Origin of the sequence: Streptomyces sp. ISL-98, assembly GCF_018614055.1 — a bacterium.
Lineage (GTDB): Bacteria > Actinomycetota > Actinomycetes > Streptomycetales > Streptomycetaceae > Streptomyces > Streptomyces spiramyceticus.
The window spans coordinates 1-22,376 of sequence record NZ_JAGGPB010000018.1; the positions used below are offsets into that span (position 1 = coordinate 1).

Here is a 22,376-nt window from a genome sequence, read left to right on the forward strand (position 1 = left end):
GCGGGGTTTGGCTTGCGCCGCGTGCGTCCGTGCGGAGTTTGGCTTGCGCCGCGTGCGTCCGTGCGGGGTTTGGCTTGCGCCGCGTGGGTCTGTGCGGGGTTTGGCTTGCGCCGGTGGTCGTGGTGCGGGGTCGGGCCGCTCCGGGGGCGCCATTCGGGACTGCATGATTTAGCTGCGGGGCGGGGCTTTGTTTGCGAGGCCAGTAATTCGCGCACAAATCACGCTTTACGTCCCGAACAGCGCCCCCTGCGCGACCCGCCCCCTCGCCGCCGTTCGCATCCTGGTTCAGGCGGCCCGGTACCGGCGCCGGTCGGTGTTCAACGGTGTACGGGAGGGGGACGGGGCCGTAGGGAGTGGTGTTCGGGACGTAAAACGTGATGTGTGCGCGGGACGCCGGGAGGCTTTCGGTGACCCGGGAACGCAGCTAAATCATGCAGTCCCGGACGCCGCTCCCGTAGGCCCCGGCCCCCGGCACCACCACCGGCCCCGCACCGCCCTGGCCCCGGTACTCCGACAGGCCCCGTCCTAGCGCCGATGGGTGGCGTCGACCCGCTCGCGTCGGCGGGTTTCCGGCCGGAGGTCCGGGCGTTGCCCCCGGGAAGGCACAGCATGCAGTCCCGGACGCCGCTCCCGTAGGCCCCGGCCCCCGGCATCACCACCGGGCCTCGCAGCGCCCCCGCCCCCGGTGCTCCGACAGGCCCCGCAGCGCCCCCTACGTCTCCGCCAGCGCCTCCGCCAGGCCCCCGAAGAGCCCCGCCTGCGCCGCCCGGCTCGCCGGGAGTTCCGGGTTCCAGGGGAGGACGTGGACGTTGCCCAGGTGGGCGGGGTCCAGGGGGGAGGCGTTCATGCGGGTGTCGGCGAGGACCACGCGGGGGGCCAGCGCGGCCGCCTCCGGCCAGGTGACCGTCGACCAGTTCGCGCCGCCCTCCGCGGGCGGGTCCAGCAGGCGTACGCCCAGCTCGGCCAGGGCGCGCAGGTCCGGCCAGGCGTGGGGCCTGGCGAGGTGGACCTGGTCGTCGCCGGCCGGGGAGAGCGCCAGCACCGGGGCCTTCGCGGCGACCGTACGGAGGCGCTCGCGCGCGGCGTCGAGCGCAACCGCGGGCTCCGCGCCGCCGAGTGACGCGGCCAGCTCGGCGAAGCGCGCCCGGATCTCGTCCAGTGAGCGCCCTTGCCCCACATCGAGTACGGCGACCGGAACCTGCTCCTCCAGGTGCTTCGCCGCGTCCGGCGCGATGCCGTACACCTGGCCGCCGCCGTAGCTGACGGCGACGACGAGGTCGGTTCCGGCCGCCAGAAGCCGGTCGGGGTCGAACGCGCCGCCCGCGCCGAAGTACGTCACGTCGCCCACCGGGAGCGTGCCCGCCTTCGCCCGGTCGGGGGCCTCACCGTCGTGGTACGAGCCGAAGATGCCGAGGGGGCGCAGGCCGTGGTCCCAGAGGGTCGCGCCGGCCTGGATGTACGCGACGACCCGCGTCGGCCGCTGCCCGGCCGACGCCAACTGGCCGCGGTCATCGGTGAATTCCCATATCTCTGTCATGGCCGGAGTCCTGCCCCGTGGGGGGCTTCCGTACGCGACCACCCCGACATACCGTTGACTCAGTCAAGGAAATGCCGGAGTGGATCATGGCCGTTCAGGAAATTCGCGCGTTCAACCGCTTCTACACGAATCTCATCGGCGCGCTCGATTACAGCCGCCACCTCTACACCCCGTACACACTGACCGAATCCCGCGTCCTGTACGAGCTGACCCACTCCCCGCATACGGACGCGGCGGACCTGCGCACCCGCCTGTCGCTGGACGCCGGTTACTTGAGCCGGCTGCTGGCCAAGTTCGAGCGGGACGGGCTGATCGAGCGGAGCCCGTCCGAGGAGGACGCGCGGCGCCGGCGGGTCAGCCTGACAGCCAGGGGCCGGGAAGCGGCGGCCCTCCTCGACGAGCGCTCGCGCGAAGCCGTCGGCTCGCTGCTTTCCGGCGTACGGCCGGAGGAACGCCCACGCCTCACCGCGGCGATGCGCACGGTCCGGGAGATTCTCAGCAGCAGTACGCCGTACGCCCCCGAAGCGCCGGTGCTGCGCGACCCCGTGCCGGGCGACCTCGGCTGGATCGTGCAGCGGCACGGCGCGCTGTACGCCGCCGAGTTCGGCTGGAACGCCGACTTCGAGGGCCTCGTCGCCCGTATCGTCGCGGACTTCGCCCAGGACCACGACCCCCACCTGGAGCGCGTCTGGATCGCCGAGCTCGACGGCCGGCCGGTGGGTTCGGTGATGTGCGTACGGGACGACGCCCCCGGCACCGCCCGGCTACGCCTCCTGCTGGTCGACCCCTCGGCGCGCGGCCACGGCCTGGGTGAACGACTGGTCCGAACGGTCGTGGACTTCGCATACGAGGTGGGGTACCGGGAAGTCGTGCTGTGGACGAACGATGTGCTGACCGCCGCCCGGAAGATCTACCAGCGCGCCGGATTCACACTCGTCGCCGAGAAGCCGCACCGCTCGTACGGAGCGGACCTGGTAGGCCAGGACTGGCGGCTCCCCCTCCAAGAAGGAGCATCGAAGTGAAGTACGCGTTCTCCACCCTCGGGGTGCCCGGCATGCCGGTCAGCGACGTACTGCGCCTGGCGACCGGGACCGGCTACGCCGGCGTGGAGCTGCGCGCCCACCCCGAGGAGCCGGTCCACCCCGGCATCGGAGCGAGCGAACGCGCGGATGCGGTGGGCGAGTTCGAACGGGCGGGCGTCGAGATCCTGGCTCTGGCCGGGTACGCCCGCGTGGCGGCCCCCGGCGACGACGCCGCCGTGCACGAGGAACTCGACGCCCTGCTGACCCTCGCCCGCGACCTCGGCGCCCCGTACGTCCGCGTCTTCCCCGGCGGCGGCGACGAGCAGAGTCAGGAGGAGGCCGACGCGACGGCGGCGCGGCGCCTGGGCCGGGCCGCCGAAACCGCCGCCGACCTGGGCGTACGCATCCTGCTGGAAACCCACGACTCCCACCGCACGGGCGCGGCGGCCTCCCGCGTCCTGGGCCCGGTCGGCCACAAGAACGTGGGCGCGCTGTGGGACGTCATGCACACCTGGCTGGGCGGCGAGACCCCGGCGGCAACCCACGCCGTACTCGCCCCGCACCTCGGATACACCCAGGTCAAGGACATCGCATCGGCGGACGACACGACTCCGCTCGCGCTGGGGACCGGTGTGCTGCCACTCGGCGAGTGCGTAGCGCTGCTCGACGACGACGACTGGCTGTGCTGGGAGTACGAGAAGCGGTGGTATCCGGAGGCGGCAGAGCTGCCGGGGCTGCTGACGGCCGGGCGGGAGTATCTGGAGGGGCTCGCCGGGCACCGGTCAGGCTGACGACTTCTCGGGCACGACCGGCGCGGGTCAGGACGTTGGAGGCGCCCCAGCAGGCCGCCGCGCCGATGAGCACCGAGGCGGTACGGATGCTCCAGCGGCACTGGCCGCCAGAGGCAGCGGCGCCGGTGCACGGCCCGGCGTAGGCGCGGACCGCGTCACACGTGCGCGATCTCAGCCCTTCCGCACCATTTCCGCGAATTCCCGCATCTTCGGGAACCCTCCGCGCGCCCCCTCCGTCCAACCGGCGTACTGCCGGTGAGTCTCCGCAGAGCGGTGTCGGCTCTCGCTGCTGGCTGCGATCGCTGACCCCCCTCTCCAACCGCCTGCGGCCGGCAGCGCAGCCGCCACCGGTGCGCCCCCCTCCAAATGCGCCGGTGGCGGCTTCAACTTTGCGCGGCGCCTTGACCTGGCAGTTACTTTCCGGATATCCGTGACTCCTTGGCAGTTTCCTTCAACTCCCTTGTCGAGTACGGCCGGAAGGAGCTCACGTGCACCACCACCGCACATCCAGAGGCACCTCCAGACGCACCCTGCTCATCGCCACAGCCACGGCCGCAGTAGCTGCGGCTACCACAGCCACCGCCTCCCCCGTCGCTGCTGACAGTGCCTCGACTCGCGACCGTCTCAAGCGCCTCATCTCCCGGATGAGCCTGGAGGAGAAGGTCGGCCAGCTCTTCGTCATGCGCGTGTACGGCCACTCCGCGACCGAGCCCGACCAGGCCGACATCGACCTCAATCTCAAGGAGATCGGGGTCAGGACCGCCGCCGAGCTCGTCGCGAAGTACCACGTCGGCGGCATCATCTACTTCGCCTGGGCGCACAACACCCGCGACCCGCACCAGATCGCCGACCTCTCCAACGGCATCCAGCGGGCAGGGCTCGCCCAGAGCACGCCCCTCCCCCTCCTCATCTCCACCGACCAGGAGCACGGCATCGTCGCCCGCGTCGGCAAGCCCGCCACCCTCGTGCCCGGCGCGATGGCGCTCGGGGCGGGCGGGTCGACCCGTGACGCGCGCAAGGCGGCGCGGATCGCGGGGACCGAGCTGGCGGCGATGGGCATCGTGCAGAACTACGCGCCCGTCGCCGACGTCAACGTCAACCCCGCCAACCCCGTCATCGGCGTACGGTCCTTCGGGGCCGACCCGCAGGCCGTAGCGGGCATGGTCGCCGCGCAGGTCAAGGGCTATCAGGGGGCCGGGATCGCGGCCACGTCCAAGCACTTCCCCGGGCACGGCGACACCAAGGACGACAGTCACTACGCCCTCCCCACCATCCACCACACCGCCGAGCAGTGGGAGCAGTTGGACGCCCCGCCGTTCCGGGCCGCGATCGCCGCCGGCATCGACTCGATCATGACCGCGCACATCGTGGTGCCCGCGCTCGACCCCGCCAAGGACCCGGCCACGCTCTCCCGGCCGATCCTCACCGGCGTACTGCGCGAGCGGCTCGGCTACGACGGAGTCGTCGTCACCGACTCCCTCACCATGGCGGGCGTACGCCAGAAGTACGGCGACGACCGGGTGCCCGTCCTCGCCCTCCTCGCCGGGTGCGACCAGCTGCTGAACCCGCCGGACCTGCCCGTCGCCTGGAACGCCGTCCTCAAGGCCGTCAAGGACGGCGAGGTGAGCATGAGCCGGTTGGAAGAGTCCGTGCTGCGGATCCTGCGGCTCAAGGCCAAGCTCGGGCTGTTCCGCGATCCCTATGTGTCCCACGAGGGAGTCGACCGGACCGTGGGCATGCGTTCGCACCTCTCCGCGGCCGACCGGATCGCCGAGGGGACCACCACCCTGCTGGCCAACACCGGCGGGCTGCTGCCGCTCAGCCGTCGCACGCACAGAAATGTGCTGGTCGTCGGGGCCGATCCCGCATCCCCCTCCGGGAGCACCGGGCCGCCCACCACCGTCATCGCCGGAGCGTTCACCGAGCTGGGCTTCAACGCCACCGCCCTGTCCACCGGGATCACCCCCACCCAGGCGAAGATCGACGAGGCGGTCGCCGCCGCCAAGGGGAAGGACGCGGTGGTCGTGGGGACGTACAACGTGTCCGCGACCAGCCCGCAGCGCACCCTCGTCAGTGCGCTCGCGGCCACCGGGGTGCCCGTCGTCTGCCTCGCCATCCGCAATCCGTACGACATCGCCCGGCTCAGCGGGTTCGCCGCGAGTGTGGCGGCGTACTCCTGGACCGACGTGGAACTCCGTGCGGCGGTCCGGGTCATCGCCGGAAAGACCCGCCCCGAGGGGAGGCTGCCCGTACCGATACAGCGCGCGGACGATCCGGCGACGGTGCTGTATCCGGTCGGGTACGGGCTGACTTATTAGGCGTACGCCTCATACGCCGCACCACCGGCGCACCACCCCCGATAGGCGCAAAGCCCCCCGCGCGTCTGGCGTGTGCCCGCTCCGGCGGGTCACGCTGTGTGGACGTATCGGGGGGTTCGGCATGCGGATGGATCGGTTCACGGGGGTGGTGTGTCCCCTGTTGCTTGCGGTGGCGATGTCGCTGACCGCTTGTCAGAGGGCGCCCGAGGGGGGCGGCGGCGGTTCCGGCGGCGCGCTCGCCGGCACGGTCACGCCGTCGGGGTACGGCGCGACCTTCCTCGGCATCGACGAATGCAGCTCGCACGGGTCGCTGCGCGGACGCGACTTCCGCGAAGTGCCCTGCGTCAGTGAGAAGGCCGCCGCCCGGGTCCTGGCCCGGCACGAGGGGCGGCCCGCCGACGGGCCCGCGTGCCCGGCCCGTACGGACTTCGTGCTGCACATCTCGGAGAGCCGGCCCGCGTTCGACGAGGACGGCGACGGAGCTGTGGCGCGCGGTTTCGCCTGCATGCGCAATCTGGAGGAACCGCATCCGGGCGATCCGGGCAGGGGCGGCGGCCCGCGCACCGTCGTCGGGGACTGCGTCTACACCGCGAGCAAGGGGCAGGTGAAGGAGACGCCGTGCGACGGGTCGGGCGAGACGGCCCCGCAGTTCAGGGTGGCGGCCGCGGTGCAGCGGCGGGCGCAGTGCCCGCCCCCGACGCAGTTGTACGTACAGCTGGGCGGGGACAAGGCGGTGGGCTGCGCCCGCCGCGTGTGAGTCACCACAACGACGGCGGGCACAGCCCACGGTGCAAGGAGGAGCGTTACGGCCTCAGGGTCTGCTCGCGCTGCACGTCACGCTTGTCGAGCTTCGCGTCGAAACCGGTCAGCCTCTTGGCCTTCGCCGGGTCCGCCTGGACGGCGGCCGGGGCCACACCCGCCCATTCGAGGATCGCCGCGGTCGCCTTCGCCTTCTCGGCGGGGGCGAGGCCCGCCACATTGGCGCCGTGGTTGGCGCCGGGCGCGGTGTAGACGTACGCATCACGTGCGCCCTTGCCGAGGCGGAACGGCTCGGCGCTCCACGGGTCGTTCTGCCCGTTCACGAACATCATCCGCGTGGCGTTGTGCCGCACCCAGCTGTCCACGTCCCGCATCGCGCTCGGGCTGAACTTCATCGGGATGTCGCGCGGCACGTAGACGCGCGGCTGGAAGAAGTCCGGGCCGTACTTCATGAGGCCGTCGAGGTGCGGGTACTTGACCTGCGGTGCGCCCAGCTGGGTGCCCGCCTGGTAGTAGTACGGCGTGTACGTCGCCAGGCTCTGGTCGCTGTAGGCGGCGAAGCCGGAGATCGCGTCGACGTAGTCGTAGATCACCTGGTCGGAGGAGTCCGCGGCGGGTACGTCCGCGCAGTCCGCCGCCCGGCTGTACTGCCAGAAGGCCCACACGAAGTCGAGAACCGTGGACTCGTACGCCTTGTCCAGGCTGCCGACGGTGTCGAAGGTGGCGTTGTTGGCGTCCGCCCACTCCTTGACCTTGGCGCTCAGCGGGGCACGCCGCTCAAGTGCCTCCCGCTGTACGGCGTTCAGGGCGTCGCGGCACTCCTTGGTGCCGACGTTGCGGAAGAAGCGGTCGTACGCCGCGTCCTCCTTGTTCACCACGTCGTTGGGCGCGACGTACGCGACGACGCCGTCCATGTCGCGCGGGTAGAAGCGCTCGTAGTACGTCGCGGTCATGCCGCCCTTGGAGCCGCCGGTGGAGATCCACTTCTTGGAGTAGATCTTCTTCAGCGCCTTGAAGATGCGGTGCTGGTCGCTCGCGGCCTGCTTGATGTCGAGCTTCGACCAGTCGGCCGGCGACGGCCGGGACGGGGTGAAGAAGCGGTACTCCATCGACACCTGGTTGCCGTCGATGATCGCCGTCGGCTCACTGCGCCGAGGGGTCGTCGAGACGTTGTAGCCACTGGTGAAGAAGACCGTCGGGCGGCTGGTGTCCTTGTGCAGCAAGGTGATCCGCTGCTTGAAGGTGCCCTTGGACGGGTGCCGGTGGTCGACCGGCTGGGTGTAGTTCAGTACGAAATAGCGGTAGCCGGTGTACGGCTTCTCCTCGACCAGGCTCATGCCCGGTATCGCGAGTATTCGTTCCTTTATGTCCGGCTCTGCGGCGGTGGTGACCGCCCCGGCCGGTGCGGCGCTGCCGATTCCCACGGTGCCTATGAGCACCACCAGCGACAGCAGCCATCTGAGCGCCTTGCGCCCCATTCGCCCTCCCCTGTAGTCACAGACGACGGGGCGAACCTAGCCGGGCAACTCCCGTACCACCAGGGTCAGCAGAGAATCCAGCCAGTGGAGACCTTCCTGATGCCGATCGAACCCTCGGCCCGTACACACCTGTTGAGGGCGTAGACCTTCACCGGGCCGGCTCGGTGCGTGAAGTGGCCGCTGTCCTTGGCGGTGCGGCTGCCGCGCGCCTGGATGGTGACGGACATGTGCCGTCGCACACCGGGGCTCTTGGAGACGGTCATGGCGCAGACGTAACGGCGGCTCTTGTAGATGCGCAGTTCGCCGGTCGCGAAGGAGACCGTTTTCACCTTGCGGCCGGCGCAGGTCGAGTCTGCGGCCTCGGCGCTCTGGGCGCCGGGGCCCGCAAGGGTCAGGCCTGCGGCCGCGATCAGGATCGCAAGTCCGTATATGCCGTATTTCAAGTGTTTTCTCATCGCCCCACCGAACACTCGTACCCCTTTCCCCCACAGGAGCGTACGTGCGTACGGACGCACAAGAGGCACGGCGCGGTTGCAGCTGAATTCGTGGCGGAATTCGGCGCGAAACTTCGGGCGGAGCCTCGAAAGTCCTACTTCGCGGCGACGACCAGCAGCAGGAAGAGCCCCTCCATGGCGAGTTGGACCCACAGGGCCGCCCTGCGGATCCGCTCCGACTCCCTTACGCGGGACGGTACGAAGAGGACGACGCACCACGCCACGAAAGCGGCGGTCAGCGCCGCCGTGAACACCCAGCCGGGCGCGGAGGCACCGCAGTACTCACCCCCGTGCATGAGGCAGCGCCCACCCTGTTCGGTCGAGACGGACACCACCCAGGCGACCACCGTGCCGGGGATCAGCAGCACGGCCGCCACCACCGAGGCGATGCGCAGCCGGACGGCGGTCCTGGAAGCGGGCGGGGGCGTGCTGACGTCCTGCATCCAGCCCTCGTGGTCGACCTTGTTCATGCCCCTGATCCAACAGGAGCCGGTCCGGCCGCGGACCGGCTCCCGTACTCATGTGCGCCGCTGACGTACTCAGACGGCCGCGGGCTCGTCCTCCCCCACGAACGTGCGCCACAGCCGGGCGTACGTCCCGTCCAGGGCCAGCAGTTCGTCGTGCGTGCCGTCCTCGACCACCCGGCCGTGATCCATGACCACCACCCGGTCCGCGCGCGCCGCCGTCGTCAGGCGGTGGGCGACGACCAGGGTGGTGCGGCGGCCGGTGGATGGGGTCTCCCCTGCTCGAACGGAGTTGAGAGCTTGGGGAAGGTCGGTGGCCCGCCTGACCGCAGCCTCGGTCGCCAGGTCCAGGGCAGCGGTCGCCTCGTCGAGGAGCAGGACGTCGGGGTCGACGAGTTCGGCGCGGGCGAGGGCGATGAGCTGGCGCTGGCCCGCGGAGAGGTTGCGGCCGCGCTCGGCGACGTCGTGGAGGTAGCCGCCGTCCAGCGTCGCGATCATGTCGTGCGCGCCGACCGCCCGGGCCGCCGCCTCGACCTCGGCATCGGTCGCCTCGGGCCGCCCGTAGGCGATCGCGTCGCGGACCGTACCGGCGAAGAGGTACGCCTCCTGCGGTACGACGCCCAGGCGGTGCCGGTACGCCGTGATGTCGAGGTCGCGCAGGTCGGCGCCGTCGGCGGTGATGCGGCCCTTCGTCGGGTCGTAGAAGCGCGCGACGAGCTTGACCAGAGTCGACTTGCCCGCGCCGGTCTCGCCGACGAAGGCGACGGACTGGCCGGCGGGGATGCGCAGGTCGATGCCGATGAGGGCCTCTTCCTCGTCGCCGGCCCCTTCCTTCGCATACGTGAAATGCACGTCCTCGAAGGCGATTTCGCCGCGCAGTGACGGGACGGCCTTCGGCCTGTCGGCGTCGCCGGTCGACGCCGGCTCCTGGAGGAGCTCCTGGATGCGCCGCAGCGAGACGGTGGCCTGCTGGTAGCCGTCGAAGACCTGGGAGAGCTGCTGTACGGGCGCGAAGAACAGGTCGATGTAGAGGAGGTAGGCGACCAGCGCACCGGTGGTCAGCGTGCCCGCGTCCACCCGCCCCGCGCCCACGATCAGCACCGCGGCGGCGGCGACGGACGACAGGAGCTGCACGAACGGGAAGTACACCGAGATCAGCCACTGACCGCGCACCCGCGCCTGCCGGTAGCTCGCACTGCGCTCCGCGAACCGCACCGCGCCCCTGCGCTCGCGCCGGAACGCCTGGACGATGCGCAGCCCGGACACGGACTCCTGGAGGTCGGCGTTGACGAGACCGACCCGGTCACGCGCCAGCTCGTACGCCGCCACGCTCTTCTTCCGGAAGAAGTACGTGCCGATGACGAGGACCGGCAGCGTCGCGAAGACGACCAGCGCCAGCTGCACATCGATGACGACGAGCGCGACCATGATGCCGAAGAAGGTGACGAGGGAGACGAAGGCGGTGACGAGCCCGGTCTGCAGAAATGTCGACAAAGCGTCAACATCGGTCGTCATGCGGGTCATGATGCGGCCGGTCAGCTCGCGCTCGTAGTAGTCCAGACCGAGCCGCTGGAGCTGGGCGAAGATCTTGAGGCGGAGCGCATACAGAACACGCTCGCCGGTCCGCCCTGTCATCCGTATCTCGCCGGTCTGCGCCGCCCACTGCACGACTACGGACAGCAGCGCGAGCCCGGCGGCCGTCCAGACCGCGCCGAGCGCGAGCTGGGTGACGCCTTCGTCGATGCCGTGCCGGATCAGGATCGGCAGCAGCAGCCCCATCCCGGCGTCGAGAGCCACGAGGAGCAGGCTGAACAGCAACGGCAGCCCGAAGCCGCGCAGCAGGCGGCGCAGGCCGTACGACTCCTCCGGCTGGACGGCGCGGGCCTCGTCGACGGCGGGGATGTCGTCGGCCGGGGGCAGCGCGTCGACCTGGGCGAGGAGCTCGGGGGTGGCAGGCATGCCGGGCGCGTGGTCGGTGGCCTTGTCGGGGGCACTCTCGTCGCGCACCCACAGGTCGGGCGTGATGCCGCGCTCGGCGTCGAACTCGGCGTCCAGTTCGGCCTGAACGGTCCGGTCCTCGGCCGGTTCCGGAGCCTTGAGGAGCGTGTGCCCGGGCGATACACCGCCGAGCTCGTCGGGGTCGGTCAGCAGCCGCCGGTAGAGCGCCGAGCGCTGCTGGAGCTCGTCGTGCGTGCCGATGTCGGCGAGGCGCCCGCCGTCGAGCACGGCGATGCGGTCGGCGAGGTTGAGGGTGGAGCGGCGGTGGGCGATGAGCAGCGTCGTGCGCCCGGCCATGACGGACTTCAGCGCCTCGTGGATCTCGTGCTCGACCCGGGCGTCGACGGCGGACGTGGCGTCGTCGAGGAGGAGCAGCCGGGGGTCGGTGAGGATGGCGCGGGCGAGGGCGATGCGCTGGCGCTGGCCGCCGGAGAGGGTGAGGCCGTGCTCGCCGACGGTCGTGTCGTAGCCGGCCGGCAGCTCGGCGATGAAGCGGTCGGCCTGGGCGGCGCGGGCGGCGGTCTCGATCTGCTCGTCCGTCGCGTCGGGGTACCCGTAGGCGATGTTGGCCCGGACGGTGTCGGAGAACAGGAAGCTGTCCTCGGGTACGAGCCCGATGGCGGCCCGGAGCGAGTCCATGGTGAGCTCGCGGACGTCGTGCCCGCCGACGAGGACGGCGCCGTGCGACACGTCGTAGAAGCGCGGCAGGAGGAGCGAGATCGTGGACTTTCCGCTGCCGGAGGAGCCGACGACGGCGACGGTCTCGCCGGACCGGATCTCCAGCGAGAAGCCGTCGAGGACGGGCCGCTCGTCGTCGTAACCGAAGCTCACGTCGTCGAACTCGACGGTCGCCTCGGTATCGGCCGGAAGTTCCTTGGTGCCGTCCGCGATGGACGGCTCGGTGTCGATCAGCTCCAGTACGCGCTCGACACCGGCCCTGGCCTGCTGCGCGACGGTGAGCACCATGGCCAGCATCCGGACCGGCCCGACGAGCTGCGCAAGATAGGCGGAGAAGGCGACGAACGTGCCGAGAGTGATCTCGCCGCGCGTCGCCAGCCAGCCGCCGAGCGCCAGCATCGCGACCTGCCCCAGGGCGGGCACGGACTGGAGGGCCGGGGTGTACCGGGAATTCAGCCTGACGGTGCGCATCCGCCCGGCGAAGAGCCGTCGGCCGACCTCGCGCAGCTTGCCGGTCTCCTGGTCCTCCTGCCCGAAGCCCTTGACGACGCGTACGCCGGACACGGCGCCGTCGACGACGCCCGCGACGGCGGCGGCCTGCCCCTGGGCGTACCAGGTGGCGGGGAAGAGCCGGACGCGGCTCCGCTTGGCGATGAACCACAGGGCGGGGGCGACGGCGAGCGCGACCAGGGTGAGCAGCGGCGAGAGCCACGCCATGATCACGAGGGAAATCCCGAAGAGCAGGAAGTTGCCGATGGTCATGGGCAGCATGAAGAGCAGGCCCTGGATCAGCTGAAGGTCGCTGGTGGCACGCCCGACGACCTGCCCGGTGGACAACTCGTCCTGCCGCCTCCCGTCGAGCCGGGTGATCGTCCCGTACATCTCGGTACGTAGATCGTGCTGGACGTCGAGGGCGAGGCGGCCGCCGTAGTAGCGGCGGATGTACGTGAGGACGTACACGACAACGGCTGCGGCTATCAGGAGCCCGGTCCAGACGGCGAGCGAGCGCGAATGGTCACCGATGACGTCGTCGATGACGATTTTGGTGATCAGCGGCACGAGGGCCATGACCGCCATGCCGCCGAGCGACGACCCGAGCGCGAGGACGACATTGCGCCGGTACCGCCAGGCGTACCCGGCCAGCCGCCGTGCCCACCCTTGATCTGCCGCCGACGCCACTGATGCCTCCCGATCGTCCTGCTCTACCGGAAGGCACCAACGCGGCCGGGGGCCGTTTTCATCCCGCTGCAACAAAGACGGGTCTCTGGTCCTAGGACCGTACGAGTTCGTCAGCTCTGCGGCACGGCGGGGATCACCTCGCACGGTGTTTCCGTCGGGGCGTACAGCGTCGAGGCGCGGGCCGTCGGGTTGAGGGCCTTGTGGACCGCCCGGGACACGGCCTGGATGGTGTTCACGCCGTCGTCCATGGTCGCGTTGTCCTGCGTGAGGAGCGTGATCGCGTAGTTGTGGCCGCCGCCCGTGAACGCACCGATGGAGTGCACCCGCCAGCCGTGCGTGGCGCGGGGCAGCCAGCCGTTCTTGACCTGGATGGTGGTGGTGGCCGGGGCGCCGGCGGGAGTGCCCCAGCGCTGGGAGGGGACGACCCTGCTCATCAAGCCGAGGGTGTACGACCGCGAATTGTCGCTCAGGACGGTGTTCTTCGCAGTGAGCAGCGCGAGCAGCTTCTGCTCGTCACGCGCGGTGATCTGCGTCAGCCCCCAGTAGCCGCGGGTGCCCGGGACGGTCTGCGTCATCCCGGCGGCCTGCAAGAACGCCTTGATCTTGGTCATGCCGAGCTGGCGCCACAGCGTGCTCGTGGCGCTGTTGTCCGACTTGGTGATCATGGCGGTGGCGAGCCTGTGCTCCGTGGACGTGAGGTAGCGGTTGGTCTTCTTGGCGTCCCACAGCAGCGCGGCGAGGACGGTCACCTTGACCACGCTGGCGGAGTCGTACTTCTGGGTGGAACGCAGGGTGCAGGTGGTCTTGGTGGTGCGGTCGTACAGCGAGATCGCCGTCGTGGACTTCCGTCCCTTGAGCGCCGCGGTGATGTCCGTGGTCAGCTTGGCCGCCAGCCCCGCCTTGCCCGAGGTGCACACCACCGTCGGCGCGACGGCGGCTGCGGCGGGCGCCGCGGCGGCGACGGGCACCAGTACACCCACGGCTAGAACTGCGGCGATTGTGCCGCGAGTTATTCGGTTGTGCGTCATAGTGTGGCTTCCGTCCCCTCGTGCTTCTTGTACAGATGACACGTCGGAGACGGAAAGGTTGTACGGGACGCGGGAGCGGGACGCGCTATGGACGGCCATGTCTGGTACACGGCTTACGGCTCCAACATGCATACGGACCGCCTGTCGTTCTACATCGCGGGCGGTCGTCCGCCGGGAGCCTCCAGGACCTACCCAGGGTGCCGGGATCAACGCGCCCCGGAAAGATCTGTCCCGGTCGAGCTGGAAGGCGCACTGTACTTCGCCACGGAGTCTCCGGTGTGGACCGGTGGGCGGGCCTTCTACGATCCCGGGGCGAAGGGGCGGGTATTGGGCCGGGCGCACCTGGTGACGGTTGAGCAGTTCGCGGACATCGCAGCTCAGGAGATGTACCGGGAGCCGGGCGGCGGCCTCGACCTGACCGAGGCTCTGAGCCGCGGCAGGGCCACGCTGGGCAGCGGCCACTACGAAACGCTCATTCACCCGGGCGCGCTGGACGGCTTACCGATGCTCACCTTCACGGCTCCATGGGGCATCGACGACGTCGAGTGGAACAGGCCGTCCGTCGAATACGTGCGGTACCTGTCCGCAGGGCTGCTGGAGACGGGCGCGTGGGACGCGGCCACCATTGCGGCCTATGTCGCAGCTTGCCCGGGAGCCGCCGGGCACTGGAGCGCGCGCGAGATCGCGGACCTCATCTCGTACTGAATCACGTACTGACCGGACGTACGGGGACTGCTGATGGGCGATCAGGCTGCGAACGGTAGCCTGCACCGGTCAACATCGCGTTGACCTTCTGTCGTGCCGTCAACCATCGGGGTCACTCAGCCATGTCCGCACAGCCGCCGCCCTACCAGAATCACCCTCCGCAGCAGCCGTACGGCGGGTATCCGCAGCCGCAGCCCGGGCCTCAGGGACCACAGCGGCCGCAGCGGCCGCAGACGCACCCAGTTCAGGGGCTGCTCGCCGCCCTCGTTGTCCTGGCGCTCTTCGGCGGTGGGGCCTGGTACGTGTACGACTACAACACCAATCCCAACGGCGGCAAGGCCAAGGAACAAGCCGCCGTGGACGCGCAGAACGAGAAGGACAAGAAGCACGAGCCCGAGGTCGGCGACTGCGTCAAGATCCAGGACCCCGAAGGCGAGCCGCTGCCGACGATCGTCGACTGCGGTTCCGCCGAGGCGGAGTACAAGACGGGCGACATGCTGTACGGCCCGGACATGGAATGCGGGTCGAAGTTCGACTACGGCATTCAGTACCACAGCAGTCGAGGCGGCGACCACACGCTGTGCTTCAACAAGGTCTGACCTTCGGCCTGCTTTACCCCTTTCCTGCCTTTCCGGTTTCCGGCCGTCGCCCGCAGCAGCGGGCGGCGGCCGGAGCCGTTTTCCGCGCAGGTCAGAGGTGCGTCGGGGCGAACATCCGCAGCAGGGCCGGGAGTACGACCACCGACGGGCCCGGGGCCGACAGTGCCTTCGCCAGGTCCTCGCTCAGCGACTCCGGCGTCGTACGCATCGCCGGTACGCAGAAGGATTCGGCCAGGGCGACGAAGTCGGGGCGGGCGAGTTCCGTGCCCGTGGCCTCGTCGAAGGCGTCGGTCATGTACTCGCGGAGGATGCCGTAGCCGCCGTCGTCCACGATCAGCCAGGTGACCGGGAAGTTGTGCTGGCGGGCAGTGGCCAGTTCCGCGAGGGAGTACATCGCGCCGCCGTCGCCCGACACCGCGAGCACCGGCGTCGTCGGGTCGGCCGCCGCAGCGCCGATCGCCGCCGGGAAGCCGTAGCCGAGGCCGCCCGCGCCCTGGGCCGAGTGCATGGTGTTGGGGCGGCGGGCGTCGAAGGCCGACCACGCCCAGTACGCCAGAATCGTCATGTCCCAGAAGCTGGGGGCCGTGTCCGGCAGCGCCTCGCGGACGGACGCCAGCACCTGACGCTCCAGGGTCAGATCCTGGGCCTCGATACGGGCCCGGATCTTCTCCCGCACCTCGGCCACGCGTTCCGCCGCCGTCGCGTCCTCGCGGGGTTCCACCGTCTCCAGCAGCGCCGACAGCGCCAGTCGGGCGTCGGCGTGGATGCCGAGAGCGGGGTGGTTGGACTCCAGCTTGCCGAGGTCCGCGTCGATCTGGATCACGCGGCCGCGCGGCTTGAACGTGTAGTAGTTCGAGGAGAGTTCGCCCAGCCCCGAGCCGACGACCAGGAGCACGTCCGCGTCTTCGAGGAAGTCCGTCGTGTGGCGGTCCTCCAGCCACGACTGGAGCGAGAGCGGGTGCTCCCACGGGAACGCGCCCTTGCCGCCGAAGGTGGTGACGACCGGCGCGTTCAGCGTCTCGGCGAGTGCGAGCAGCTTTCCGGAGGCGTCGGAGCGTACGACACCGCCGCCCGCGACAACCGCGGGGCGGGCGGCCGTCGACAGCAAGTGGGCCGCCACAGCAGTCAGTTCGGGGCGCGGCGCCAGGTCGTGCGGCGTCGCGTCCATCGCCGTGACGCGGGGGAGAGTCGTCTCCGCGAGGAGTACGTCCTGGGGGATCTCGATCCACACCGGGCCGTGCGGGGCCGTGAGGGCCGATTCCCAGGCCTCGGCGATCGCCGACGGGATCTGCGAAGCCGTACGGACCGTGTGGACCGACTTCACGATGTCGCGGAACGACGCCTTCTGGTCGCGGAGTTCGTGCAGGTAGCCGTGCCGGCCGCCGCCGATCCCGGCCGACGGGACCTGGCTGCTGATCGCGAGGACGGGGGCCGAAGCCGCCGCCGCCTCCTGCAGCGCGGCCAGCGACATCAGGGCGCCCGGGCCCGTGGAGAGGAGCAGCGGGGCCGCCTCGCCGGTGATGCGGCCGTACGCGTCGGCGGCGAAGCCCGCGTTGTTCTCGACGCGCAGGCCGACGTACGACAGCGAGGAGCGGCGCAGCGCGTCGAACATGCCGAGCGCGTGCTGGCCGGGGAGGCCGAAGACCGTGGTCGCGCCGAGTCCGGTCAGGGTCTCGACGACCAGGTCGCCGCCGTTGCGGCCGGCGGGCGGGTTCAGCGCCGCCTCGGTCTGTGCGGCGGTGGGGCGCAGCACCAGGTCGTGGTCGTGGGTCACTGCGACGACCCCGCCGTCCTCGCCGCCGCGATCTGCCGGGACATGATCGTCGTCAGCTCGTACGCCGTGTGGGAGGCGGCGACGGAGGTGATCTCCGCGTGGTCGTACGCCGGGGCGACCTCGACGACGTCCGCCGAGACCAGGTTGCAGGAGGACAGGCCCCGCAGGATCTCCAGGAGCTCGCGGGAGGTCATGCCGCCCGCCTCGGGGGTGCCGGTGCCGGGGGCGTGGGCCGGGTCGAGGCAGTCGATGTCGATGGAGATGTACAGCGGGCGGTCGCCGATCCGCTGGCGGAGCTGGTCGGCGACCTCGTCGGCGCCGCGCCGGTAGACGTCGGAGGAGGTGACGATGCCGAAGCCCATCTTCTCGTCGTCGGTCAGGTCCTGCTTGCCGTACAGCGGGCCACGGATGCCCACGTGGGAGAGCGCCTCGGTGTCGAGGATGCCCTCCTCGACGGCCCGGCGGAACGGCGTGCCGTGGGTGTACTCGGCACCGAAGTACGTGTCCCAGGTGTCGAGGTGCGCGTCGAAGTGCAGCAGGGCGACCGGGCCGTGCTTCTTCGCGACGGAGCGCAGGAGGGGAAGCGCGATGGTGTGGTCGCCGCCGAGCGTCATCATGCGGGCGCCCGTGCCGAGGAGGTCGTCGGCCGCGGCCTCGATCGTCTCGACGGCCTCGTTGATGTTGAACGGGTTGGCGGAGATGTCACCGGCGTCCGCGACCTGGGCGAGCGCGAAGGGCGACGCGTCCTGCGCCGGGTTGTACGGGCGCAGGAGGCGCGACGCCTCACGGATCGCGTTGCCGCCGAAGCGTGCGCCGGGGCGGTAGGAGACCCCGGAGTCGAAGGGCACACCGACAATGGCGACGTCGGCGGTGCCGACCTCGTCGAGGCGGGGCAGCCGCGCGAACGTCGCGGGGCCCGCGTACCGCGGGATGCGGGAGGAGTCGACGGGGCCGCGCGGCTGGTTCTCGCTGCTGCTCATGTGAAATGCCTTCTTCCGGACGCTTCGTTGCGCTTACTTGCGCTTCATTGCGTTTCTTTGCTGTTCGTTGCGTTATACGACTTTAGCCGGGTGTGGGGACGTACTCGGACTCGGCCTCGGGCTCGGGTTCCGCCCCGCGGCCCGCCAGCCGCTCGCGCCAGGCGGCCAGCACCGCGGCGTCGGTCGGGCGGGTGGCCAGGCTGGCGACGACGTACGCCGCGAGGGCCAGCAACAGGCCGTAGTAGACGGGCTCGTTGGCAAGGATGCCGTACACCGCCATCAGACCGACGACCGCGACTCCGCCGACGGTCACGGACGCCAGCGCGCCGTACACCGTGCCGCGCTTCCAGAGCAGACCGCCGAGGATCGGCACCAGCAGGCCGCCGACCAGGAGGTTGTAGGCGACGGTGAGGGCCTCGACGACGTTGTTGAGCGCGATCGCTATGCAGATGACGCCGATGCCCATGATCAGGGTGAAGGCGCGGTTGCCGCGCACCTCGTCGTGCGCCTCGTCGCCGTCGTCCGCCCGCGATACGACGCCGCGCAGCCGGGACCAGATGTCGTTGTTGGCGACCGTGGCGCAGGCGATCAGCGCGCCGGACGAGGTCGACATCACGGCGGCCAGCGCCGCAGCGAGGACCAGGCCGCGGACGCCCATCGGCAGCTCGTCCCTGACGATGGTCGCGAAGGCGTCGTCCGCGTTGGCGAGGTTCGGGTAGAGGACCTTGGCGGCGGTGCCGATGACGGCGCCGGCGAGGGCGTACACCAGGCAGTACGTACCGGCGACCGTGCCGCCGTACCGCGCGACCTTGTCGCTGCGGGCCGTGAAGACGCGCTGCCAGATGTCCTGGCCGATCAGCATGCCGAAGGTATAGATCAGCACGTACGTGAAGATCGTCTCGCCGCCGATGCCCAGCGGGTCGAAGTACTCGGTGGGCAGCTTCGCCTTCATCTCGCTGAAGCCGCCCGCCTTGACGACCGCGATCGGCAGGAGCAGGAGCAGCACGCCGATCGTCTTGACGACGAACTGCACCATGTCGGTGAGAGTGATCGACCACATGCCACCGAGCGTCGAGTACGCGACGACGATGGCGCCGCCGAGGATGATCGACACTTCGCGGTCCATGCTGAAGATGACGTCGAAGATCGTGGCGTACGCGATGGTGGAAGTGACGGCGAGCATGAGCGTGTACGCCCACATGACGACGCCCGAGATGATGCCGGCGCGGCCGCCGCCGTACCGGAGATCGAGCATCTCGGAGACGGTGTAGACCTTCAGGCGGGCAATGCGCGCGGAGAAGAAGATGCTGAGCGCGAGGAGTCCGAGGCCGATGGCGAAGACCATCCAGGCGCCGGAGAGGCCGTACTGGTAGCCGAGGCCGACGCCGCCGATGGTGGAGGCGCCGCCGAGGACAATGGCGGCCATCGTGCCGGAGTACATGGACGGGCCGAGTCGGCGGCCCGCCACCAGGAATTCGCTCTTGGACTTGGCGCGGCGCATGCCCCACCAGCCCATGGCCAGCATTCCGGCCAAGTAGATGACGATCACTGTGTAGTCGATGGCCATGGGCCCTCCTTCGCGCAACCTCAGTGGCGTGTCGTGCAGGGATCTCAGGGAGTCCGGCGGCTCTTGTGCGGGGACATCCGCCCGTACCCGCGGCCGCCGGTCGGCACGACAGTAGGTGGCCGGAAGGCAACGCTGAAGTGTACGTTTCATCCATCCTCACGAGCCCATATGGATGGACCATCCATGCAGGAACCATCACCCGCCTCCCCACCGTCCCCGGCGATCCCGCTGGCCGCACTGCTGGCCCGGGAGGATCTCGGACTGCGCCGGATCGCGGGCCCCGAGGACGCCGACGTGCACTGGGTGCACACCTCGGAGATGGCCGACCCGTACCCGTACCTGCTGGGCGGCGAGCTGCTGCTCACGGCGGGCGTCCTGCTGACGGACGCGGACCACTACGTGTCCCGGGTCGCTCAGGCGGGTGCGGCGGCGCTCGGTTTCGGCGTCGCGCCGGTGTACGACACGGTCCCTCCGGCGCTGGTCGAGGCGTGCGACCGCTACGGCCTGCCCCTTCTGGAGGTCCCGCCGCCGACCACGTTCACGGCGATCGCCCGCGCGGTGTGGCGCCTGATGGCGGAGGCCCGCCACCGCGAGCTGCGCCGCGTGACCGAGGCCCAACAGGGCCTGGCGACGGCGGCGGCCCGCCCCGACCCGGTCCCGGCGGTCCTGAACCAGCTCACGGCGAGGCTGGGCGGCGCGTGGGCGGTACTCCTGTCGCCGGAGGGCGCCCCGCTGGCGGCAGCCGGCAGCCCGCCTCCCCCGGAGGCGCAGACCGCCCTGACCCACCTGGCCCGGGTGGTGAACCCCTCGGGAAGGGGTGGGGTGGGGGAGATCTCCGCCCCCAGGGCCGCGCCCTCCTCCGCCACCGACGCCGTCGGCGGCACCCATCTCGCCGCCTACGCCCTCACCGGCGGCCAGGACCTCGTCCTCGGGGTTGCCTCCGAGCGGCGTACGGCCGGGGACCACACCATCGCCGGGGTCGCCGTCGTACTGCTGTCGCTGCTGACCACGCCCCACCAGGGCACCGCCGAAGCCGGCCGCGCCGCCGCGCTGGTGCGGCTGCTGCTGGGGGCGGACCCCGCCGACGTGGCGCCGGAGCTGGGCGCGGGCGAGTGGACGGCGGTGCACGCCCGGCCGACCGGCCAGGGCAGGGGCGCGGCGGGGAGCACCGCAGCGGGCGCCCCCCGGGGCCCGCTCGCCGCCGCAGCGCTCGGGGCCGCGCTCGGCAGCGCGCTGGTGGACGCGGCGGAGGACGGCGGGGTGCGGGTCCTGGTGAGCGGAGCCCGCGACATCGCGCCGCAGCCCGGCTGGACGCTCGGCGTGAGCTCCCCCGTCCCCGCGCGCGACCTCCCGGCGGCCGACACCCGCGCCGCCCAGGCGGTACGCCGCGCCGAGGCCACCCGCAGCCCCCTGGTGCGGGACCGGGGGGAGCCCGGGGCGGGCGTCGCATCGCTGGTCGCGCCGGACGAAGCCCGGGCGCACGCTCGCGCGCAGCTGGCACCGATCGCGGCCTCCCCGGCGCTCACCGAGACGCTGCGCACCTGGCTGTCGCTGCACGGGAGCTGGGACCGTACGGCCGTCGCGCTGGACGTACACCGCAATACGGTCCGCCAGCGCATCGCCCGCTGCGCGACCCTCCTCGGGGCCGACCTCGACGACGCGGACGTACGGATGGACCTCTGGTTCGCGCTGCGCTGGCTGTGACGCGTACGACCGTCCCGCACCCTCGACAGCCCCGGTGACCACCCGGTAACTTAGGAATGAGCAAGCGCTTAGACAATGCAGCAGAGCCCAGAGGGAGGGCGTGACCCGTGCGCCGTAGCGTGTACAACGAGGACCACGAGGCGTTCCGGGAGACCATCCGGGCCTTCATCGAGGCCGAGGTAGTCCCGGTCTACGACGAGTGGTTTGCGGCGGGCCAAGCGCCTCGCGACTTCTACTACAAGCTCGGTGAGCTGGGCGTCTTCGGCATCGAGGTGCCGGAGGAGTTCGGCGGCGCGGGCCTGGAGACCTTCAAGTTCGAGGCCGTCATGGCCGAGGAGACCGCCCGCGCAGGCGTCAACTTCGGCGGCTCCGGCGTGCACGTCCTGCTCTGCCTGCCGTACCTCAAGGCGTACGCGACGGACGAGCAGAAGAAGCGCTGGCTGCCCGACTTCGTGTCCGGCGAGACGATGTACGCCATCGCCATGACCGAGCCCGGCACCGGCTCCGACCTCGCGGGCATGAAGACCACCGCCAAGCTCTCCGAGGACGGCACGCACTACGTCCTCAACGGCGCCAAGACCTTCATCACCGGTGGCGTCCACGCGGACCGTGTCATCGTCTGCGCCCGTACGGCCGCCCCCACCGCCGAGGACCGCCGTCACGGCATCTCGCTCTTCGTCGTCGACACCAAGGCCGAGGGCTACGCGGTCGGCCGCAAGCTCGACAAGCTGGGGCTGAAGACCTCCGACACCGCCGAGCTCTCCTTCACCGACGTCAAGGTCCCGGCCGAGGACCTCCTCGGTGAGGAGAACAAGGGCTTCTACTACCTCGGCCAGAACCTGCCGCAGGAGCGCCTCGGCATCGCGGTCGGCGCGTACGCCCAGGCCAAGGCCGCGATCCGGTTCGCGCAGCAGTACGTCGAGGAGCGCACCGTCTTCGGCAAGCCGGTGGCCGCGTTCCAGAACACCAAGTTCGAACTGGCCGCCTGCAAGGCCGAGGTGGACGCCGCCGAGGCGGTCGTCGACCGCGCCATCGAGGCCATCGACGCCGGTGAGCTGACCGCGGCCGAGGCCGCGTCCGCGAAGCTGTTCTGCACCGAGGTCGCGCACCGCGTCATCGACAAGTGCCTCCAGCTGCACGGCGGTTACGGCTTCATGAACGAGTACCCGATCGCCCGCCTGTACGCGGACAACCGCGTCAACCGCATCTACGGCGGCACCAGCGAGGTCATGAAGATGATCATCGCGAAGGACATGGGCCTGTAAGACCCGCCTCCTTCAACGGCCCTGTAGAACTGCCCT

Annotated in this window: 17 protein-coding genes; 8 read left to right on the top strand and 9 right to left on the bottom strand. The window is 70.7% G+C overall.

Annotation, left to right across the window (positions count from 1 at the left end; all coding sequences use genetic code 11):
* Positions 1-712 precede the first annotated feature (712 nt).
* Positions 713-1,537 (bottom strand): ABC transporter substrate-binding protein, encoded by an 825-nt coding sequence (locus J7I98_RS12670; protein WP_214920754.1) that lies wholly within the window; start codon positions 1,535-1,537, stop codon positions 713-715.
* 86 nt (positions 1,538-1,623) lie between these two features.
* On the opposite strand from J7I98_RS12670, the gene J7I98_RS12675 reads away from it, so the two are divergent.
* From J7I98_RS12675 to J7I98_RS12690, 4 genes are all read left to right on the top strand, one after another.
* Complete coding sequence (locus tag J7I98_RS12675; RefSeq protein WP_214920755.1) at positions 1,624-2,559, top strand: helix-turn-helix domain-containing GNAT family N-acetyltransferase; 936 nt, start codon at positions 1,624-1,626, stop codon at positions 2,557-2,559.
* A complete protein-coding gene (locus J7I98_RS12680; RefSeq protein WP_214920756.1) occupies positions 2,556-3,350 on the top strand; it encodes a sugar phosphate isomerase/epimerase in 795 nt (264 codons plus the stop codon). The genes J7I98_RS12675 and J7I98_RS12680 overlap by 4 nt, the downstream gene beginning before the upstream one ends.
* Positions 3,351-3,994: 644 nt before the next feature.
* Positions 3,995-5,668, top strand: coding sequence for a glycoside hydrolase family 3 protein (locus J7I98_RS12685; RefSeq protein WP_251020543.1), 1,674 nt, complete (start codon positions 3,995-3,997; stop codon positions 5,666-5,668).
* A 121-nt stretch (positions 5,669-5,789) separates the two neighbouring features.
* Positions 5,790-6,425 carry a hypothetical protein gene (locus J7I98_RS12690; RefSeq protein WP_214920758.1) on the top strand — a complete coding sequence of 212 codons (636 nt, stop codon included), beginning with the start codon at positions 5,790-5,792 and terminating at the stop codon, positions 6,423-6,425.
* Between the two features lie 46 nt (positions 6,426-6,471).
* Here J7I98_RS12690 and J7I98_RS12695 read toward each other — a convergent pair whose 3' ends face one another.
* The 5 genes from J7I98_RS12695 to J7I98_RS12715 all read right to left on the bottom strand — a co-directional run bounded on the left by J7I98_RS12695 (position 6,472) and on the right by J7I98_RS12715 (position 13,746).
* Entirely contained in the window at positions 6,472-7,905 is a 1,434-nt protein-coding gene (locus tag J7I98_RS12695; protein ID WP_214920759.1) for a S28 family serine protease, read from the bottom strand.
* 65 nt (positions 7,906-7,970) lie between these two features.
* Entirely contained in the window at positions 7,971-8,360 is a 390-nt protein-coding gene (locus tag J7I98_RS12700; RefSeq protein ID WP_214920760.1) for a hypothetical protein, read from the bottom strand.
* A gap of 134 nt (positions 8,361-8,494) precedes the next feature.
* Positions 8,495-8,869 (bottom strand): hypothetical protein, encoded by a 375-nt coding sequence (locus J7I98_RS12705; protein WP_214920761.1) that lies wholly within the window; start codon positions 8,867-8,869, stop codon positions 8,495-8,497.
* A gap of 69 nt (positions 8,870-8,938) precedes the next feature.
* The gene (locus J7I98_RS12710) at positions 8,939-12,718 is read right to left on the bottom strand and encodes an ABC transporter ATP-binding protein (RefSeq protein WP_214920762.1); all 3,780 of its coding nucleotides are present in this window, start codon (positions 12,716-12,718) and stop codon (positions 8,939-8,941) included.
* A 110-nt stretch (positions 12,719-12,828) separates the two neighbouring features.
* Entirely contained in the window at positions 12,829-13,746 is a 918-nt protein-coding gene (locus J7I98_RS12715) for a serine hydrolase (protein WP_214920763.1), read from the bottom strand.
* Between the two features lie 87 nt (positions 13,747-13,833).
* On the opposite strand from J7I98_RS12715, the gene J7I98_RS12720 reads away from it, so the two are divergent.
* Together J7I98_RS12720 and J7I98_RS12725 are read left to right on the top strand one after the other, a co-directional pair.
* Positions 13,834-14,451 carry a histone deacetylase gene (locus tag J7I98_RS12720; protein WP_214920764.1) on the top strand — a complete coding sequence of 206 codons (618 nt, stop codon included), beginning with the start codon at positions 13,834-13,836 and terminating at the stop codon, positions 14,449-14,451.
* 122 nt (positions 14,452-14,573) lie between these two features.
* Positions 14,574-15,050: a hypothetical protein gene (locus J7I98_RS12725; RefSeq protein WP_214920765.1), complete on the top strand. Its 477-nt coding sequence runs from the start codon at positions 14,574-14,576 to the stop codon at positions 15,048-15,050.
* 91 nt (positions 15,051-15,141) lie between these two features.
* Here J7I98_RS12725 and J7I98_RS12730 read toward each other — a convergent pair whose 3' ends face one another.
* The 3 genes from J7I98_RS12730 to J7I98_RS12740 all read right to left on the bottom strand — a co-directional run bounded on the left by J7I98_RS12730 (position 15,142) and on the right by J7I98_RS12740 (position 19,371).
* Positions 15,142-16,824 carry a thiamine pyrophosphate-binding protein gene (locus tag J7I98_RS12730; protein WP_214920766.1) on the bottom strand — a complete coding sequence of 561 codons (1,683 nt, stop codon included), beginning with the start codon at positions 16,822-16,824 and terminating at the stop codon, positions 15,142-15,144.
* Complete coding sequence (gene speB / locus J7I98_RS12735; RefSeq protein ID WP_214920767.1) at positions 16,821-17,804, bottom strand: agmatinase; 984 nt, start codon at positions 17,802-17,804, stop codon at positions 16,821-16,823. Before speB ends, J7I98_RS12730 begins: the two co-directional genes overlap by 4 nt.
* A gap of 82 nt (positions 17,805-17,886) precedes the next feature.
* Complete coding sequence (locus J7I98_RS12740) at positions 17,887-19,371, bottom strand: sodium:solute symporter (RefSeq protein ID WP_214920768.1); 1,485 nt, start codon at positions 19,369-19,371, stop codon at positions 17,887-17,889.
* 183 nt (positions 19,372-19,554) lie between these two features.
* On the opposite strand from J7I98_RS12740, the gene J7I98_RS12745 reads away from it, so the two are divergent.
* Both J7I98_RS12745 and J7I98_RS12750 read left to right on the top strand, forming a co-directional pair.
* The gene (locus tag J7I98_RS12745) at positions 19,555-21,075 is read left to right on the top strand and encodes a PucR family transcriptional regulator (RefSeq protein WP_251020544.1); all 1,521 of its coding nucleotides are present in this window, start codon (positions 19,555-19,557) and stop codon (positions 21,073-21,075) included.
* Positions 21,076-21,182: 107 nt separating this feature from the next.
* Entirely contained in the window at positions 21,183-22,340 is a 1,158-nt protein-coding gene (locus J7I98_RS12750) for an acyl-CoA dehydrogenase family protein (RefSeq protein ID WP_214920770.1), read from the top strand.
* The last annotated feature ends 36 nt before the right edge of the window (positions 22,341-22,376 follow it).

What these genes read in the sequence shown, in the direction of transcription:
- J7I98_RS12670 (WP_214920754.1), bottom strand. Translation starts at nt 1,537, where the DNA reads ATGACAGAGATATGGGAATTCACCGATGACCGCGGCCAGTTGGCGTCG.
- J7I98_RS12675 (WP_214920755.1), top strand. Translation starts at nt 1,624, where the DNA reads ATGGCCGTTCAGGAAATTCGCGCGTTCAACCGCTTCTACACGAATCTC.
- J7I98_RS12685 (WP_251020543.1), top strand. Translation starts at nt 3,995, where the DNA reads ATGAGCCTGGAGGAGAAGGTCGGCCAGCTCTTCGTCATGCGCGTGTAC.
- J7I98_RS12690 (WP_214920758.1), top strand. Translation starts at nt 5,790, where the DNA reads ATGCGGATGGATCGGTTCACGGGGGTGGTGTGTCCCCTGTTGCTTGCG.
- J7I98_RS12695 (WP_214920759.1), bottom strand. Translation starts at nt 7,905, where the DNA reads ATGGGGCGCAAGGCGCTCAGATGGCTGCTGTCGCTGGTGGTGCTCATA.
- J7I98_RS12700 (WP_214920760.1), bottom strand. Translation starts at nt 8,360, where the DNA reads ATGAGAAAACACTTGAAATACGGCATATACGGACTTGCGATCCTGATC.
- J7I98_RS12705 (WP_214920761.1), bottom strand. Translation starts at nt 8,869, where the DNA reads ATGAACAAGGTCGACCACGAGGGCTGGATGCAGGACGTCAGCACGCCC.
- J7I98_RS12715 (WP_214920763.1), bottom strand. Translation starts at nt 13,746, where the DNA reads ATGACGCACAACCGAATAACTCGCGGCACAATCGCCGCAGTTCTAGCC.
- J7I98_RS12720 (WP_214920764.1), top strand. Translation starts at nt 13,834, where the DNA reads ATGGACGGCCATGTCTGGTACACGGCTTACGGCTCCAACATGCATACG.
- J7I98_RS12725 (WP_214920765.1), top strand. Translation starts at nt 14,574, where the DNA reads ATGTCCGCACAGCCGCCGCCCTACCAGAATCACCCTCCGCAGCAGCCG.
- speB (WP_214920767.1), bottom strand. Translation starts at nt 17,804, where the DNA reads ATGAGCAGCAGCGAGAACCAGCCGCGCGGCCCCGTCGACTCCTCCCGC.
- J7I98_RS12740 (WP_214920768.1), bottom strand. Translation starts at nt 19,371, where the DNA reads ATGGCCATCGACTACACAGTGATCGTCATCTACTTGGCCGGAATGCTG.
- J7I98_RS12745 (WP_251020544.1), top strand. Translation starts at nt 19,555, where the DNA reads ATGCAGGAACCATCACCCGCCTCCCCACCGTCCCCGGCGATCCCGCTG.